This is a genomic window from Stenotrophomonas sp. 05N37 (assembly GCF_056397365.1).
Genome location: NZ_JBFTNG010000005.1, coordinates 152,675 through 167,078 on the forward strand (window position 1 = coordinate 152,675; position 14,404 = coordinate 167,078).

Genomic DNA, 14,404 nt, shown 5'->3' on the forward strand with positions numbered 1-14,404 from the left:
TGCGGCACTGCGGAAAGCAAAAGGCCCCGGCGAATCCGCCGAGGCCCACTGCCGACCGGGCATCCCCGATCCACGATCAGGTGACGCTGTGGTGTCAGCTGCGCATGCCCACACCACGCTTCAGCAGCCACAGGGCCAGCGCGGTCAGCACCACCACGAAACCGAGCATCAGCGCGTAGGCCACCCACAGCGGCACGTCGCTGGTGCCCAGCAGGCCGTAGCGGAAGGCGTTGACCATGTAGAAGATCGGGTTGGCGTGGGTGGCGGCCTCGGCCCAGGTGGGCAGCAGCTTCACCGAATAGAACACGCCGCCCAGGTAGGTCAGCGGGGTCAGGATGAAGGTCGGCACGATCGCCACGTCATCGAACTTCTTGGCGTACACCGCGTTGATGAAGCCGGCCAGCGAGAAGATCGTCGCGCCCAGCAGCACCGTGGTCAGCGTCACCAGCGGGTGCGGGATGCGCACCGGGGTGAAGAACATGGCGATGATCAGCACGATCACGCCCACCATCAGGCCGCGCAGCACCGCACCGGACACATAGCCCCACAGGATCACCCAGTTCGGCATCGGGCTCACCAGCAGCTCTTCCACGTGGCGGCCGAACTTGGCGCCGAAGAACGAGGAGCTGATGTTGCCGTAGCTGTTCTGGATCACGCTCATCATCACCAGGCCCGGCACGATGAACTGCATGTAGCTGTAGCCGCCCATTTCACCCACGCGCGAGCCGATCAGGCCGCCGAAGATCAGGAAGTACAGGGTCATGGTGATGGCCGGCGGCACCAGGGTCTGGCCCCAGATGCGCAGGATGCGCGCCACTTCGCGGCGCACGATGGTCATCAGGGCGATGCGGTTGCGCTGGCCGTCGGTGAGGACGGGGGTCGGGGTAGTGCTCATGCCGCGTTCTCCTGGTTGCCGGTGAGGCGCACGAACAGCTCCTCCAGGCGGTTGCTCTTGGTCCGCATCGAACGCACCCGGATGCCCGCCGCATTCAACGCGTCAAACACGCGGTTGAGGTCCATCGCGCGCGGCATGTCCACGTCCAGCGTGTGACCGTCGGTGGCGATCAGCGTGGCCCCCTCGATCTCCGGCAGCTGGGCCGGCAGGCTGCCGTCGATGTCGAACAGGAAGCCTTCCACGTCCAGCTTGGCCAGCAGTTCGCGCATCGGGCCCTGGGTGACGATCTGGCCGTGGTTGATGATGGCCAGGTTGCGGCACAGGTGCTCGGCTTCTTCCAGGTAGTGGGTGGTCAGGATGATCGTGGTGCCGGCGGCATTGATCTCCTTGAGCACGCGCCACATGTCGCGGCGGATCTCGATGTCCACGCCGGCGGTGGGTTCGTCCAGGATCAGCAGGCGCGGGCGGGTCATCATCGCCCGGGCGATCATCAGCCGGCGCTTCATGCCGCCGGACAGGGTGCGGCTCATCACCTGGGCCTTTTCCCACAGGTGGGCGCGCTTGAGCTCCTCTTCGGCCATCTTCTCGGCCTCGGCGCGGGCCACGCCGTAGAAACCGGCGTAATTGACCAGGATGTCGAAGGGCTTTTCGAACAGGTTGAAGTTGATTTCCTGGGGCACCAGGCCGATCAGGCGCATGGTGGCGCTGCGGTTGCGCACCAGGTCGCTGCCGAATACCTCGACCTGGCCCTCGCTGAGGTTCACCAGCGAGCTGATGATGCCGATCAGGGTGGACTTGCCGGCGCCGTTGGGGCCCAGCAGGGCGAAGAAGTCGCCCGGGGCCACGTCCAGCGAGACGCCCTTCAGCGCCTGGGTGCCGTTGTCGTAGGTCTTGCGGAGGTCACGCACCCGCAGGGCGGGGGCGGCGGAGGGCGCGGGAGTGTTCTGGGAAGCCAAGCTCTTGCCTTCGCGCCCATGGGCTGGCGCTGGATAGGGGCGGGGAGGGGCTATTATAGAAGACCCCGAGGGCTTGCCCCGGCTACACACTGTCCCGAAAAGTCGTGCCTGCCCAATTCCCCCTCAAACTGGTCGACCGGCGCATGCTGGCCCCGACCGTCGGCCACTACCAGTTCCTGCGTGATGACGGCCAGCCGCTGGATTTCCAGCCCGGCCAGTTCATCCAGGTCCATTTCGAGTACGCGGACGGCACCGCCGCCAAGCGCAGTTACTCGCTGGCCACCATTCACAACCACGCCCTCGGCGCGGGCGAAGCGGTCGATATCGCGGTCAGTTTCGTCCCCGGCGGCGCCGCCACGGCCCTGTTCGAGGGCCTGGACATCGGCGGCCACGTCACCGCCAGCGGCCCGTTCGGCCGGTTCTGCCTGCAGCCGGGCGATCACAACGGCCGCTACCTGCTGATCGCCACCGGCACCGGGGTCACCCCGTACCGGTCGATGCTGCCGCTGCTGGCGACCGCCATGGCCGAGCGTGGCGTCGAGGTGGTCCTGCTGCAGGGCGCCCGCACCCCGGCCGAGCTGCTCTACAGCGACGACTTCCGCGCCTTCGCCGACGCCCACCCGGGCTTCCGCTACGTGCCGTGCCTGTCCCGCGAGCTGCCCGACAATCCGCACCCGGATGTGCGCCATGGCTACGTGCAGCAGCACCTGGCCGAGTTCGCGCCCAACCCGGCCACCGACATCGCCTACCTGTGCGGCAACCCGGACATGGTGGATGCCACCTTCGAGGCGTTGAAGGACGCCGGGCTGCCGACGCCGCAGGTGCGGCGGGAGAAGTACGTCAGCTCACCCCCGAAAAAATCCTGAGCGCGCCCTGCTTGGCAGGGCCGATCGCAAGCGTATGCTGCGGCCCAGGTTCAAGCGGGATGCTTGGCCATGCGTCAGGGAGTACCCCCGGAAGGAGTGTTTGCTGGTGCGCTGAAGCACCCGTACGTTCCCATCCTCATACAGGATGACGGCTCGTACCCGGTTGAAGCCCATCGCCATCTGGATGCGCGTTGTAATGACGAGTGGCTTCTTCCTGGATCAGACCAGACAGATCCGGTCGTGCCTGCGCTCACGTCGCGGCGCAATAGTGCGTCTCGATGGGCACTTCTTCTCAACGGGGGCACGACGGGTCAGTCTGACTTGCATCAAGCTCACCCATGACGATGACCTCGTTTGTGGCTGGCGGGCCGGACGTGTGACAGGTAAGACGCTGATCGTCTCATTCAGTTTGTCGGCCGGGTCCGAGAGTCACTTGGGCCAACCAGCCGTGTGCCTGCTGCTTTCTGGACACGCGCGACGAAGGGCAGGTAACTTGAAACCCTTCCTCATTTCGAGCGGTGGAGTGTTGGATGAGCACCATCAAGGTCCTGGCGTCCACCGCCCTTTTGTCCTTCACCTTCTCAACGTTGGCTCAAAACGTTGTGACACAGGCCGAGGACGTTTCCAATGACCTGGGCGGCGTCGATCTGAATGACGGAATCTCCAGGAAGCAGGCGAATGTGATGGCAAATTACTACTGCCATCTGTATGTGCCGGGATGTGGCGCTGTTTCCGAGGCCAAGAGTGTGCATGCCCGCTGGGAGGTCTCCGTTGAAACGGGCGTTGCGGCACGCCTTCATGCTGATGCCATTTACATCGAAAAGCATACCGGGAGGGCATCTTGGGGGAGTGGCCCTTCAATTTTCCTTCGGGATGTTATGGGCTCCCCACGACCTGCACCCAAGCCACTCAATGCAACGTTGAAGGCCCTCAGTGGTGATGATGCGGCGTCCGCCATGAAGATTCAATTTTCCGTATCGCCCTCCGGGTCGACCGCAAACCACCATTTCCTGCGCTCCTCTGGAGATGTGAAATGTGATCTTTCGGCAAGGCGAAGCGTGGAAAGCGGGAGGTTTCCGCCCAGAGAAGCGCAGGTCACACTCGTGGCGAGTTCAAAAAGATGCATGGCCGATGGCGCCGGACGGAGTCACCCTCGATAACGCCGTCGCGACCAGGCGACCGACTCACCATAAGAGCGCGCACCTCAGCGAAGTGATGCGCGTGCTGCCTCCGGAAACGCAGAAAGGGTTGCGCCTCCGAGCCACGTGACACGGGCAGGGCCGCCTAGCCCGGAGGCGCGCTGGCATCAAAACAGCTGCGTGCCGCCCTTCGCACAACCATTGGCGAGTCGTGGTGACGCATACCCGCCGCGACCCCGCGAGGCCGCGGCGGGCGCAAGCCTCAACAGTCGGTGCCCAACCGACCCGAGCAGTTCTTCAATTTGCCCAGTTCCCACTTGTCGTGGACGGTCATCCCACTGGTGACCCAACCCCCGTTGTAAGGGCAGTTGGCCGTGACGGTGCAACCGTCGGGACCGAAGGGGCTGATGGTCTGGACCACGCAGCGCTGGCTGGAGGCGGCGGGGGAGATGTTCCAATAGGCGCGGCATTCCTGCACGGTGGCGCGGGGCGCCTCCGGTGGGTTGGCCGGTGCGGCGGGGCTGGCCAACGCGGTCAGCAGCAGTGAGAGTGCAAGTATCGTCTTGTTCATCGTCGTCCTCTTGGTGTGGAGTGCGTTGTCTCCTCCGCGGGGCCGCCATGCCCGCGGGCGCGGTACGGCCAAACGGTGGAGCGGGGACTATCGAACCGGCCTGGTGGGCGATCAAGGTGATCCGTTCCCAAAAAGCGGTGCCATGGAGCGAACTGTGATGGCACCAGATCCGCGACTGGATGGCCGCTCACATTTCCGCACCGCAGGCAGGGCCGTCCGGTGTCCGGGGCGATCAAGGATCCGGGCTGAAGACGACATGCTGCGCAGCGCGGCGATGGACAGTACCTGAGTCACATCCGCCGCAGGGCACCGTCATGGCAAGCTGAACCCTACATCCCAGGATGCGATCGAACATGCGAGCGTCCTGCCGTCCCCTGGCGGCCGGTGCAGGCGCAATGCCGCATGGCTGCCTTTGCAGTAGCGTCGCCCTGCATCACTCCCACAGGGACTGGCCTCGCTATCGTCGCTGGACAGGGCCCGTTCCAGCGGTGGCATGTCTTCATCCCTGATCCTGCGCGGGCAGATGCGATCCGGGATCGCGTGATCCACGCACCGCCACGCGCAGGGACAGGCTCAGCCGTCGAAGCCTTCCAGGTCCTGCGCGCCATCGGCGTAGTCGCCTTCCCACGCGGCGGCCTCGGCCAGCGCATCGGCATCCAGCGCGCCCACGCGGCGGCGCACATCGGCGGCGCGTTCGGCCAGCCACTGCTGGAACGTGCCCACGTTCTCCGTTACCACGCCGCCTTCCAGCAGCCACACCACCGGCTCGGCGTCGTCCTCGGCCTCCGGATCAACCCCGAACGCCCAGCCATCGCCATCGGCGAAGTTCCAGCCGGCGAACATCACGTACCGCCAGGTGTACTGGCCGGCGCGCCGCGCCGCGCGCACCTCGGCGAAGTCGCGTTCCTCATCGGCGATCAGCGTGCTCACCTGGCGTGCGGCCAGCGGCGGCAGGAAGGCGAAGCCATAGTGCAGTTCGGCGGGCACGGCGAGCAGGGGATAGCCGTGCGCTGCCACGAAGGTGCGGTAGGCCTGCGGCAGCAGCGCCTCGAACTGCGCTGCGGAGGGGGCATCGTCGGGCAGCGCGCCATCCCGGCGCCAACTGGCATCGGCCGGCGAACTGCACACCTGGTCCGCCAGTCCGCTGGCGGTCAGGGCCTGGACCAGTTCGGTCCACGGCGAGGGATCTGCGGCAGGCTGCATGACGATTCCTTTCGTGCATTGAGGTAGCCACCGAGTGTACGTCAGGGGCTGGCTTCCCCGCCCGGGCATCGCGCCTTGCCGCACAGTAAACTGCGGCCGCCCCTCCGGCGCCCGAGGCGACATGTCATTGGATTTTCCCACCGTTGCCGTGCTCGGCTACCTGCTGTGCCTGGGCATCGCACTGGGCTTTTCGCTGCTGCTGCTGGTGCTGCGCGGGCAGCCGGCACTGCGCCTGTGGACGGCCAGCCTGTGGCTGCTTGCGCTGAGCCTGACCTCGGTCGCGCTGCGCGCGCAGTTGCCCGTCGTGCCCCTGGTCATCTTCGGCAACGCCGTGCTCGCCCTGTCGGCCGTGTTGATGCTCTATGGCGTGGCCCGCCACCTGGAGCGGCGGCTGCCACCGTGGCAGCCCGCCCTGCTGGCCGGTGTGTATGTCGCCGGTATCGTGGTGTTCGTGGTGCCCTTCCCGAACCTGGCGATCCGCTTGAACGTGGCCAGCCTGTTCGCGGTCCTGGTCAACGGCTGGATGGCCTGGCTGCTGGTCCGCCATGCACCGCCGGCGCAGCGAACCAGCTGCCGGCTTGCCGCTGCCATCTTCGCCGCCGAAGCCGGGGTGTACCTGGTGCGGCTGTGGCTGCCGGTGGCACCGGGTGCCGGGCAGGACATCTTCCGGGCCGGCGCGCCGATGTTCGCCACCTACCTGGCGGGGATCTTCCTGGAACTGGCGCGCTGCTTCGCCCTGGTCCTGCTGCTGGTCGAGCGGATGCTGGTGGACCTGCGCCGCGCCGCGCGCACCGATGGCCTGACCGGGCTGCTCAATCGCAGCGCGGTGCTGGCCGATGGCCAGGCGCACCTGCAGCACGGCCTCCGCGCGCAGCAACCGATGGCGCTGTTGCTGCTGGACGTGGATCACTTCAAGCAGATCAACGATCGCTGGGGCCACCAGTGTGGCGACCGCGTCCTGCAGCAGGTCGCGCAGGTGCTGGTGAGCTGCATGTCCAGCCCGCAGCACCTGCTCGGTCGCTACGGGGGCGAAGAGTTCGTCGTCCTGCTGCCGGGCGCCGGGCATGCCCGGGCAGTCGAGCTTGCCGCGACGATCCACGCCCAGCTGCGCCGGCATCCGGCGCAGGTGGGCACGGCGCAGGTGCAGGTCACCACCAGCATCGGGCTGGCGGTGGGATCGGGGCAGCACGATCTTGCGGCGCTGCTGGCCGCCGCCGATGCCGCGCTTTACCAGGCCAAGGCCGACGGCCGCGACCGCACCGTCAGTGCCGCGTCAGTGGCCGCCGCCTGATCGCTGCGCCGCCCGCCGACGCCGCGGCATGGCATCGGTCACATCCAGCCTGCCCTGTCGTCATGGCATGCTGAACCCCTTCAATCCAGGATGCGATCGAACATGCGAGTTTCCTGCCGTCCCCTGGCGACCGCTGCAGCCTTGCTGCTGCTGGCCGCCTGCCAGGCTACCCCGGAGGCCGCGCCGGATGCGGCGCAACGCCAGTACGGACGCCTGACGTTCAAGCCGTGCACGCTGACCAGCACCCAGGCCAGCGACAACGTCGAGGCCCAGTGCACCACCCTGCAGGTGGCCGAGAACCCGGCCGCCCCGGACGGTCGCAAGATCGGCTTGAACATCGCGTGGCTGGAAACCAGCAATGAAGGCGAGGGCAAGCACGACCCGGTGTTCTTCCTGGCCGGCGGGCCGGGGCAGGCGGCCACCGAGGTGGCCGCGGTGATCAACCTGGCCCTGCGCGAAGTGCGCAAGCAGCGCGACATCATCCTGGTGGACCAGCGCGGCACGGGTAAATCCAATCCGCTGACCTGCGTGGGTGCCGACGGCAAGGAAATGACGCTGGACGACACCGCCACGCCCTCCACCCAGCTGATCGCCGACTTCGCGCGGCAGTGCGCCGCATCGCTGGCCGATCGCGCCGACACGCGCTTCTACACCACCACCCAGGCCATCGCCGACATCGACACGGTCCGTGCGGCACTGGGCGTGGACAAGATCAACCTGATCGGCGGCTCCTACGGCACGCGCGTGGCCCAGCAGTACGCCGCGCACTACCCGCAGCACACCCGCGCGGTGGTGATCGATGGCGTGGCCCCGAACGACGTGGTGGTCGGCGGTGATTTCGCCAATACCTTCGAGGCGGCCATCGACCTGCAGGCCGAACAGTGCCGCAAGGATCCGGTCTGCGCCAAGCGCTTCCCGGTGGACACGCGCACCCAGCTCAAGAACGTGATGACCGCGCTGGCCAAGGCTCCGGTCGAGGTGGAGTACCGCGACCCGGGCACCGCCGAGGCCAAGCGCGACGTGCTCACCGCCGATTCGGTCACCGGCCTGGCCTTCATGTTCTCGTACATGCCCGAGCTGTCCTCGCTGCTGCCGGTGGTGCTCGATGAAGCCGCGCATGGTCGCTACGCCTCGCTTGCGTCGCTGAGCAAAATGGCCGGCCGCTCGCTGGGCGTGCAGATGAATCGTGGCATGCAGTGGTCGGTGATCTGCGCCGAGGATGCCGACCGGTACCAGGAGCCGGCCACCAGTGACCGCCTGCTTGGGCCGGAAGTGGCGCGCATGTTCTTCGCCGCGTGCCCGGGCTGGAACGTCGGCACGCGCCCGAAAGACTTCACCGCGCCGCTGAAGAGCGACCTGCCGGTACTGCTGCTGTCCGGCCAGTTCGACCCGGTCACTCCGCCGCGCTACGCCGAGCAGGTGCTCAAGACCCTGCCCAACGGCCGTCACCTGGTCGCCAAGGGCCAGGGCCACGGCACCCTCAACGCCGGTTGCATGCCGCGCCTGCTCGGCCAGTTCATGGACAAGGCAGACGCCAAGTCGCTCGACGCCACCTGCCTGGACTCACTGAGCCCGGTGCCGGCCTTCACTTCGTTCAACGGATGGGCACCATGATCGTCGCCGAGAACCTGCATAAAGCCTTCAAGACCAAGACCGGCCTGATCAAGGCGGTGGAGAACGTGGGCTTCCATGCCGAGGATGGCCAGATCACCGGCCTGCTCGGCCCCAACGGCGCCGGCAAGACCACCACCATGCGCATGCTGTACACGCTGATGACGCCGGACCAGGGCAAGGTGCTGGTGGATGGCATCGACGCGGCCGCCGACGCGGTCGCCGTGCGCCGCCGCCTCGGCGTGCTGCCCGACGCGCGTGGCGTGTACAAGCGCCTGACCGCGCGCGAGAACATCGCCTACTTCGGCCAGCTGCACGGCATGAGCGCGGCGCAGATCCGCGAGCGCACCCGGGTGCTGTCCAAGGCGCTGGATATGGACGACATCCTGGACCGGCAGACCGATGGCTTCTCGCAGGGCCAGCGCACCAAGACCGCGATCGCCCGCGCACTGGTGCACGACCCGCGCAACGTCATCCTCGACGAGCCGACCAACGGCCTGGACGTGATGACCACGCGCGCGCTGCGTGGCTTCCTGCGCGGCCTGCGCGACGAGGGCCGCTGCGTGATCTTCTCCAGCCACATCATGCAGGAGGTGGCCGCGCTCTGCGATCGCATCGTGATCATCGCGCACGGCACGGTGATGGCCGCCGGCAGCGCCGATGAGCTGCGCGCGCAGACCGGGGAAGACAATCTCGAGGATGCCTTCGTCAAGGTGATCGGTTCGGAAGAAGGATTGCACGCATGAGTTCGTTCGCCACGTTGTTGACTGTCATGCGCAAGGAACTGCGCGACCTTTCCCGCGACCGCCGCACCCTCGCGCTGACCCTGCTGCTGGGCCCGCTGCTGTACCCGATCCTGATCCTGGGCATGGGCAAGCTGGCCGAGAGCCGGGTCAAGACCCAGATCGACAAGCCGTTGGAGATCGCCACCATCGGCCGTGAAAACGCCCCCAACCTGGTGCGCTTCCTGGCCGCGCAGGGGCTCAACGCGGTGGATGCGCCCAAGGACCTGACCGCGGCGATCCGCGACCAGCAGATCGACGTCGCGCTGCGGATCAGCCCGGACTTCGGCAAGGACTGGGCGGAAGGCCGCCCTGCGCTGGTGGAGATCGTCAAGGACAGCACCCGCCGCGCTGCCGATATCCCCAGCATGCGCCTGCAGACCGCCCTGGCCGGCTACAACCAGCAGGTGGGCGCGCTGCGGCTGCTCGCCCGTGGCGTGGACGCCCAGGTCGCGCGGCCGCTGGACCTGGCCACGCAGGACCTCGCCACCGCCGAAGCCAAGCGTGGCCAGGTGCTGTCCTTCCTGCTGCCGGTGCTGCTCACCATCACCTCCTTCCTTGGCGGTGCCTACCTGGTCATGGATACCACCGCCGGTGAGCGCGAGCGGCAGTCGCTGGAACCGTTGCTGGCCACCCCGGCACCGCGCAGCGCGATCGTCAGCGGCAAGATCGTGGCCGCCTGCGTGGTCGGCATGGCCTCGCTGCTGCTCACCCTGCTGGCCTTCAAGCTGAGCGCGCAGCTCTCCAGCAGCGGGGCCGGGCGGCAACTCAACATGGGCTTCCTGCCGATGGCGCAGATGCTGTTGATCATGCTGCCGATGCTGTTCATCGGCACCTCCCTGCTGACCTTCCTGTCGGCGGCGGCCAAGAGCATGAAGGAAGCCCAGAGCCACATGACCTGGCTGATGCTGCTGCCGATGCTGCCTGGCTATGCGCTGATGGTGTACCCGCTGAAGAGCGAGCTGTGGCAGTTTGCGGTGCCGTTCCTGGCGCAGAACCAGATGCTGCTGAAGATCATCCGCCACGAGGCGATCAGCGCGCAGATGTGGGGCGTGTACCTGGCGGCAGGCTTCGGCCTGGCAGCGGTGCTGTGGTACGCGGCAGTGCGTCGTTACCACCAGGAGCGCCTGGCGATCTCCGGTTGAGCGAACGGGGCGATGGCAACAGTGCCATCGCCCCGACCGGATCCGCCACGCGTTGCCGACCCGTCAGCGACCTGCGGTCGACGTTGCAGCCACGCATCGCGTGGCTGCCCCCACATCACGCCGTCGCGCCCCGGCTGCGCACGTACCGCGCCGGTGTCGTCCCCATCTCGCGCTTGAACACGGCAATGAACGCACTCGTCGTGTCGTAGCCCAGGCCCAGCGCGGTGCGCGTCACCGAGTCGCCGGCCAGCAGCTGTGGCAGCGCATGCAGCACCCGCAGGCGCTGCCGCCACTGCGCCAGCCCCATGCCCGTCTCGGCCTGCCAGCGCCGCGCCAGCGTGCGGGCGGAGACACCGATCCGTGCGGCCCACGCCTCCACCTCGCGCCCGTCATGCGGCTGCTGCGCCAATGCCCGTGCCACCTGTCGCAGGCGGCGGTCACGGGGCTGGGCCAGTGCCAGCGGCAAGGGCACGCTGGCGACAAGCTCATCCACGATCACCTCGGCCAGGCGCTGCTGGGCAGCATCCAGCGCTGCAGGCCGCCAGGCCAGCGCGCGGGTGATCGCCGCCTGCAGCAACGCGTCGGGAAACAGGACGCGGGGATCGGCCGGCAGGCGCGCGCTGGCCGCAGCACTGAAGTACAGGCTCCAGCCATCGAAGCCCTGCGGGGCGAGCAACGCGTGCGGCAGGCCGGGCGGGATCCAGGCCAGGTGGCCGGCCGGGAGCAGCCAGTGCGCACTGCCGGCCTCGATCTGCAACAGGCCCTGGCGCGCACCGATCAACTGGCCACGCGCGTGCTGGTGGCGCGGTGTGCGGCGTGGGCCCACCGCCGGGTGGTTGCTGGCAGCGAACAGCAGCGGGCCGTGGGCGGCGTCGGCCAGCATGGGGTCGATCAGGGCGGAGGATGTCTGATTTGCCATATCAATTGGCAGTTATACGACAGAACGGCCGGCGCCAGGATCGGACACTGGAGCGCCTCCCGATGAAAGGTCGCCCACCATGCGCCCCGAAGACCTGCTCCCCGACCACCAGGACCACGTGCACCGCGACGGCATCATCGTGCGCAAAGGCAGCGTGGGTGCGTTCCTTGCCAATGCGCGGGTACTGCAGGACCCCGCTGCCAGCGCGGGTGCACGCGCCCGCGCCGCGTCCGACCTGCGCGCATTGCTGCCGGGGCTGCATGCGCTGGGCCTGTTCGAGATCCTCGTCCCGCGCGATCCCGCCCTGCGCGACCTGGTCGACGCCGACCGCTGAAAAGAAAAGGCCCGGATCGCTCCGGGCCTTCCCATGACGGCAATGCTGCGGCGATCAACCGCCCGGCGCGAAGGCCAGGGTGCGGCGGGTGGTCACCGGGGCGCCAACCGGTTCGAACTTCCAGCGCTTGACCGCGTTGAGCGCCTCGCGGTCGAACACGCGCGACGGCGTCGCGCGCAGCACGCGGGCGTTGGTGACCGAGCCGTCGGTGCCGACGGTGATCTCCACCAGCACTTCGCCGGAGGTGCCCGAACGCAGCGCTTCGGCGGGGTAGCGCGGGGCCGGGGTGCTGACCGGGCGCAGGCTCGGCGCCGCGGCCGCCGGTGCGGCGGCCTGGCGTGCGGCGGCAGCCTGCTGGGCAGCGGCGGCCTGCTGGCGCTGTTCGGCCTCGCGACGGGTCGCGGCCTGGCGTTCGGCATCCTGGCGCTCGCCATCCCGGCGGGCGGCATCCTGCTGGGCGGCGATGGCGCGTGCCGCTTCGGCTTCGGTGGCCTGCTGCTGGGCCTGGCGCTGCTGGTCGGCCAGCTGCTTGGTGCGGTTCTCGGCGTCCTTCTTGACCTTGTCGGTCTCTTCCTGGGTGCGCTTGAGGGCGGTCTGCATGCCGCCGGTGATGCCCTGCTTCAGGCGCGGCAGTGCCGGCGCGGTGGCGTCCACCTTCTCGATCAGCGCGACCAGGCGCTGCGACTCGGCGAAGTCCTCGCGGCTCAGGCTCTGCTCGGCGGCGATCAGGGTGTAGGGCAGCAGGTCGGTGAGCGCGCTCTTGACCGAGGCGTCATCGGGGGTCTTGTCGCGCAGCGCCAGGTAGTACTCGATGGCGTTGTCGCCGGCCGGGGCGTACATGCGGTTCTCGCGCAGCGCCTTGCTGGCCAGGTCGCGCAGTTCCTCGGTGCCCATCGACTGGACCTTGGCCGACACCGCCGGTGCGGCGACCGGTGCGGCGGCGGGCGTTGCGGCCGGTGTGGCGGGTGCGGCCGGAGCCGTTTCGTCCTTGCCCGAGCAGGCGGCCAGGGCCACCAGCAAGGTCAGCGGCGCAAGCAGGCGCGCCTTGGCGATCGTGTTGACGTGCGACATCCAACTCCCCTTTGAAGACGACGATACGTAAGGCCCGATGCGGTCAGGCTGGCCGAGGCCCATGGACGTTTCCCGGCGTCCACGGCAGTACTGCAGGTGTGCAATCTAGCACCACCGCGCCCGGCCTGGGGCCGGGCGGCGAGGGCAGGCCGGCATCGTGACCGATGCCGGCGCCGCCGGGCAAGCGTCAGTGCGACAGCGTCTTGCTGGGCGTACCGCTCATCAGCTTGTCGGTGTAGGCGATGCCGATCGCCGACAGGATGAAGGCGGCATGGATGATGGTCTGCCACATCACCCCGGTGGAGGTGAAGGCGGTGCACTTGAAGGCAGCGGCGGCGGTCGGGCCGGCGGCCGCGACAGCGGTCGCCACGGCCTGGATGTAGACATCGCTGTTGCAGGAGGGAAGGCTGTCCAGGCTGCCGGCGGCGATGAACGTCTTCAGCAGGTGGATCGAGGAGATGCCGATGATCGACAGCGCCAGCTTCACCTTGAGCACGCTGGCATTGACGTGGCTGAGCCACTCCGGCTGGTCGGGGTGGTTTTCCAGGCGCAGGCGCGAAACGAAGGTCTCATAGCCGCCCACGATCACCATCACCAGCAGATTGGAGATCATCACCACGTCGATCAGCCCCAGCACCAGCAGCATGATTTCCTGCTCGCCCATGCTGTTGGCCTTGTGCAGCAGGTGCCACAGCTCCTTGCCGAACAGGAACACATACACGCACTGCGCCAGGATCAGGCCCAGGTACAGCGGCAGCTGCAGCCAGCGCGAGGCGAAGATCAGGGACGACAGGGGGCTGATGGGCTTCTCGGTGGCGCTCATGCTGGAATGCTGCGTTGCGGGGGACGCGGCAGGTTAACGGGTCCGCGATGACGCCGCCACCCAACCGACGCACTAGACTCCAGCTTCCCTATCCGCGAGTGCGTCGCCATGATCGATCTGTACTACTGGCCCACCCCCAACGGCCACAAAGTCACGCTGCTGCTGGAAGAGCTGGGCCTGCCGTACCAGATCAAGCCGGTCAACATCGGCGCCGGCGACCAGTTCAAGCCTGAATTTCTGGCGATCTCGCCCAACAACAAGATGCCGGCCCTGGTCGACCACCAGCCCGCCGACGGCGGCGCCCCGCAGAGCGTGTTCGAGTCCGGCGCGATCCTGCTGTACCTGGCCGAGAAGACCGGCCGCTTCCTGCCGTCCGATGCCCGCGGCCGGGTGGCGGTGCTGGAGTGGCTGTTCTGGCAGATGGCCGGGCTGGGCCCGATGAGCGGGCAGATGGGCCACTTCAACGTCTACGCGCCCGAGCAGATCCCCTACGCCATCGAGCGCTACAACAACGAGGTGCGCCGCCTGCACGGGGTGATGGACAAGCGCCTGGCCGACAGCGCCTTCCTCGGCGGGGACGACTACAGCATCGCCGACATGGCCAGTTATCCGTGGATCGGCGCCTACGACAAGCTGCCCGTGGATTTTGCCGCCTTCCCCCACCTCAAGCGCTGGCACGAGGCCATCGCCGCGCGCCCGGCCACCCAGCGTGCCTACGCGCTGCGCCAGCAGGTCAACCCGGATGCCGGCAAGCCGCTCAGCGAAGAAGAGCGCAAGCACCTGTTCGGCCAGCGCTGA

15 protein-coding genes are annotated in these 14,404 nt (G+C 67.9%); 8 read left to right on the plus strand and 7 right to left on the minus strand.

Going from position 1 to position 14,404, the window contains the following annotated elements; translation table 11 throughout:
- Positions 1–94: 94 nt before the first annotated feature.
- Both AC1DGC_RS14950 and AC1DGC_RS14955 read right to left on the minus strand, forming a co-directional pair.
- Complete coding sequence (locus AC1DGC_RS14950) at positions 95–895, minus strand: ABC transporter permease (protein ID WP_259208631.1); 801 nt, start codon at positions 893–895, stop codon at positions 95–97.
- On the minus strand, positions 892–1,851 hold the full coding sequence (locus AC1DGC_RS14955; protein WP_259208633.1) for an ABC transporter ATP-binding protein: 960 nt from the start codon (positions 1,849–1,851) through the stop codon (positions 892–894). Before AC1DGC_RS14955 ends, AC1DGC_RS14950 begins: the two co-directional genes overlap by 4 nt.
- Before the next feature lie 104 nt (positions 1,852–1,955).
- On the opposite strand from AC1DGC_RS14955, the gene AC1DGC_RS14960 reads away from it, so the two are divergent.
- Both AC1DGC_RS14960 and AC1DGC_RS14965 read left to right on the plus strand, forming a co-directional pair.
- On the plus strand, positions 1,956–2,717 hold the full coding sequence (locus tag AC1DGC_RS14960) for a ferredoxin--NADP reductase (protein ID WP_394163192.1): 762 nt from the start codon (positions 1,956–1,958) through the stop codon (positions 2,715–2,717).
- Between the two features lie 530 nt (positions 2,718–3,247).
- Entirely contained in the window at positions 3,248–3,877 is a 630-nt protein-coding gene (locus tag AC1DGC_RS14965) for an energy transducer TonB (RefSeq protein WP_478048244.1), read from the plus strand.
- A gap of 241 nt (positions 3,878–4,118) precedes the next feature.
- Here AC1DGC_RS14965 and AC1DGC_RS14970 read toward each other — a convergent pair whose 3' ends face one another.
- Both AC1DGC_RS14970 and AC1DGC_RS14975 read right to left on the minus strand, forming a co-directional pair.
- Positions 4,119–4,427, minus strand: a complete 309-nt coding sequence (locus AC1DGC_RS14970; RefSeq protein ID WP_394163196.1) for a hypothetical protein — start codon at positions 4,425–4,427, stop codon at positions 4,119–4,121.
- 573 nt (positions 4,428–5,000) lie between these two features.
- Entirely contained in the window at positions 5,001–5,630 is a 630-nt protein-coding gene (locus AC1DGC_RS14975) for a hypothetical protein (RefSeq protein WP_394163198.1), read from the minus strand.
- Positions 5,631–5,751: 121 nt separating this feature from the next.
- On the opposite strand from AC1DGC_RS14975, the gene AC1DGC_RS14980 reads away from it, so the two are divergent.
- The 4 genes from AC1DGC_RS14980 to AC1DGC_RS14995 all read left to right on the plus strand — a co-directional run bounded on the left by AC1DGC_RS14980 (position 5,752) and on the right by AC1DGC_RS14995 (position 10,459).
- Positions 5,752–6,921: a GGDEF domain-containing protein gene (locus AC1DGC_RS14980; RefSeq protein WP_478048245.1), complete on the plus strand. Its 1,170-nt coding sequence runs from the start codon at positions 5,752–5,754 to the stop codon at positions 6,919–6,921.
- Positions 6,922–7,023: 102 nt separating this feature from the next.
- Positions 7,024–8,535 (plus strand): alpha/beta hydrolase, encoded by a 1,512-nt coding sequence (locus tag AC1DGC_RS14985; protein ID WP_478048246.1) that lies wholly within the window; start codon positions 7,024–7,026, stop codon positions 8,533–8,535.
- On the plus strand, positions 8,532–9,278 hold the full coding sequence (locus AC1DGC_RS14990; RefSeq protein WP_259208642.1) for an ABC transporter ATP-binding protein: 747 nt from the start codon (positions 8,532–8,534) through the stop codon (positions 9,276–9,278). Before AC1DGC_RS14985 ends, AC1DGC_RS14990 begins: the two co-directional genes overlap by 4 nt.
- Positions 9,275–10,459 (plus strand): ABC transporter permease, encoded by a 1,185-nt coding sequence (locus tag AC1DGC_RS14995; RefSeq protein ID WP_259208645.1) that lies wholly within the window; start codon positions 9,275–9,277, stop codon positions 10,457–10,459. Before AC1DGC_RS14990 ends, AC1DGC_RS14995 begins: the two co-directional genes overlap by 4 nt.
- Positions 10,460–10,574: 115 nt before the next feature.
- Here AC1DGC_RS14995 and AC1DGC_RS15000 read toward each other — a convergent pair whose 3' ends face one another.
- Positions 10,575–11,378, minus strand: a complete 804-nt coding sequence (locus AC1DGC_RS15000; RefSeq protein WP_478048247.1) for an AraC family transcriptional regulator — start codon at positions 11,376–11,378, stop codon at positions 10,575–10,577.
- Positions 11,379–11,457: 79 nt separating this feature from the next.
- Here AC1DGC_RS15000 and AC1DGC_RS15005 point away from each other — a divergent pair, with 79 nt between their 5' ends.
- Positions 11,458–11,712 carry a hypothetical protein gene (locus AC1DGC_RS15005; protein ID WP_449336334.1) on the plus strand — a complete coding sequence of 85 codons (255 nt, stop codon included), beginning with the start codon at positions 11,458–11,460 and terminating at the stop codon, positions 11,710–11,712.
- A 54-nt stretch (positions 11,713–11,766) separates the two neighbouring features.
- Here the strand turns inward: AC1DGC_RS15005 and AC1DGC_RS15010 are convergent, their stop codons facing one another.
- Positions 11,767–12,783: an energy transducer TonB gene (locus AC1DGC_RS15010; RefSeq protein ID WP_259208650.1), complete on the minus strand. Its 1,017-nt coding sequence runs from the start codon at positions 12,781–12,783 to the stop codon at positions 11,767–11,769.
- A gap of 187 nt (positions 12,784–12,970) precedes the next feature.
- Positions 12,971–13,606: a TIGR00645 family protein gene (locus tag AC1DGC_RS15015; protein ID WP_259208653.1), complete on the minus strand. Its 636-nt coding sequence runs from the start codon at positions 13,604–13,606 to the stop codon at positions 12,971–12,973.
- Positions 13,607–13,714: 108 nt separating this feature from the next.
- On the opposite strand from AC1DGC_RS15015, the gene AC1DGC_RS15020 reads away from it, so the two are divergent.
- A complete protein-coding gene (locus AC1DGC_RS15020) occupies positions 13,715–14,404 on the plus strand; it encodes a glutathione S-transferase N-terminal domain-containing protein (protein WP_394163210.1) in 690 nt (229 codons plus the stop codon).

Excerpts from the sequence above, each read along its gene's own strand:
- AC1DGC_RS15000 (WP_478048247.1), bottom strand. The coding sequence starts at position 11,378 with ATGGCAAATCAGACATCCTCCGCCCTGATCGACCCCATGCTGGCCGAC.
- AC1DGC_RS15015 (WP_259208653.1), bottom strand. The coding sequence starts at position 13,606 with ATGAGCGCCACCGAGAAGCCCATCAGCCCCCTGTCGTCCCTGATCTTC.
- AC1DGC_RS14985 (WP_478048246.1), top strand. The coding sequence starts at position 7,024 with ATGCGAGTTTCCTGCCGTCCCCTGGCGACCGCTGCAGCCTTGCTGCTG.
- AC1DGC_RS14995 (WP_259208645.1), top strand. The coding sequence starts at position 9,275 with ATGAGTTCGTTCGCCACGTTGTTGACTGTCATGCGCAAGGAACTGCGC.
- AC1DGC_RS14950 (WP_259208631.1), bottom strand. The coding sequence starts at position 895 with ATGAGCACTACCCCGACCCCCGTCCTCACCGACGGCCAGCGCAACCGC.
- AC1DGC_RS14965 (WP_478048244.1), top strand. The coding sequence starts at position 3,248 with ATGAGCACCATCAAGGTCCTGGCGTCCACCGCCCTTTTGTCCTTCACC.
- AC1DGC_RS14980 (WP_478048245.1), top strand. The coding sequence starts at position 5,752 with ATGTCATTGGATTTTCCCACCGTTGCCGTGCTCGGCTACCTGCTGTGC.
- AC1DGC_RS15020 (WP_394163210.1), top strand. The coding sequence starts at position 13,715 with ATGATCGATCTGTACTACTGGCCCACCCCCAACGGCCACAAAGTCACG.
- AC1DGC_RS14970 (WP_394163196.1), bottom strand. The coding sequence starts at position 4,427 with ATGAACAAGACGATACTTGCACTCTCACTGCTGCTGACCGCGTTGGCC.
- AC1DGC_RS15010 (WP_259208650.1), bottom strand. The coding sequence starts at position 12,783 with ATGTCGCACGTCAACACGATCGCCAAGGCGCGCCTGCTTGCGCCGCTG.
- AC1DGC_RS14975 (WP_394163198.1), bottom strand. The coding sequence starts at position 5,630 with ATGCAGCCTGCCGCAGATCCCTCGCCGTGGACCGAACTGGTCCAGGCC.
- AC1DGC_RS14990 (WP_259208642.1), top strand. The coding sequence starts at position 8,532 with ATGATCGTCGCCGAGAACCTGCATAAAGCCTTCAAGACCAAGACCGGC.
- AC1DGC_RS15005 (WP_449336334.1), top strand. The coding sequence starts at position 11,458 with ATGCGCCCCGAAGACCTGCTCCCCGACCACCAGGACCACGTGCACCGC.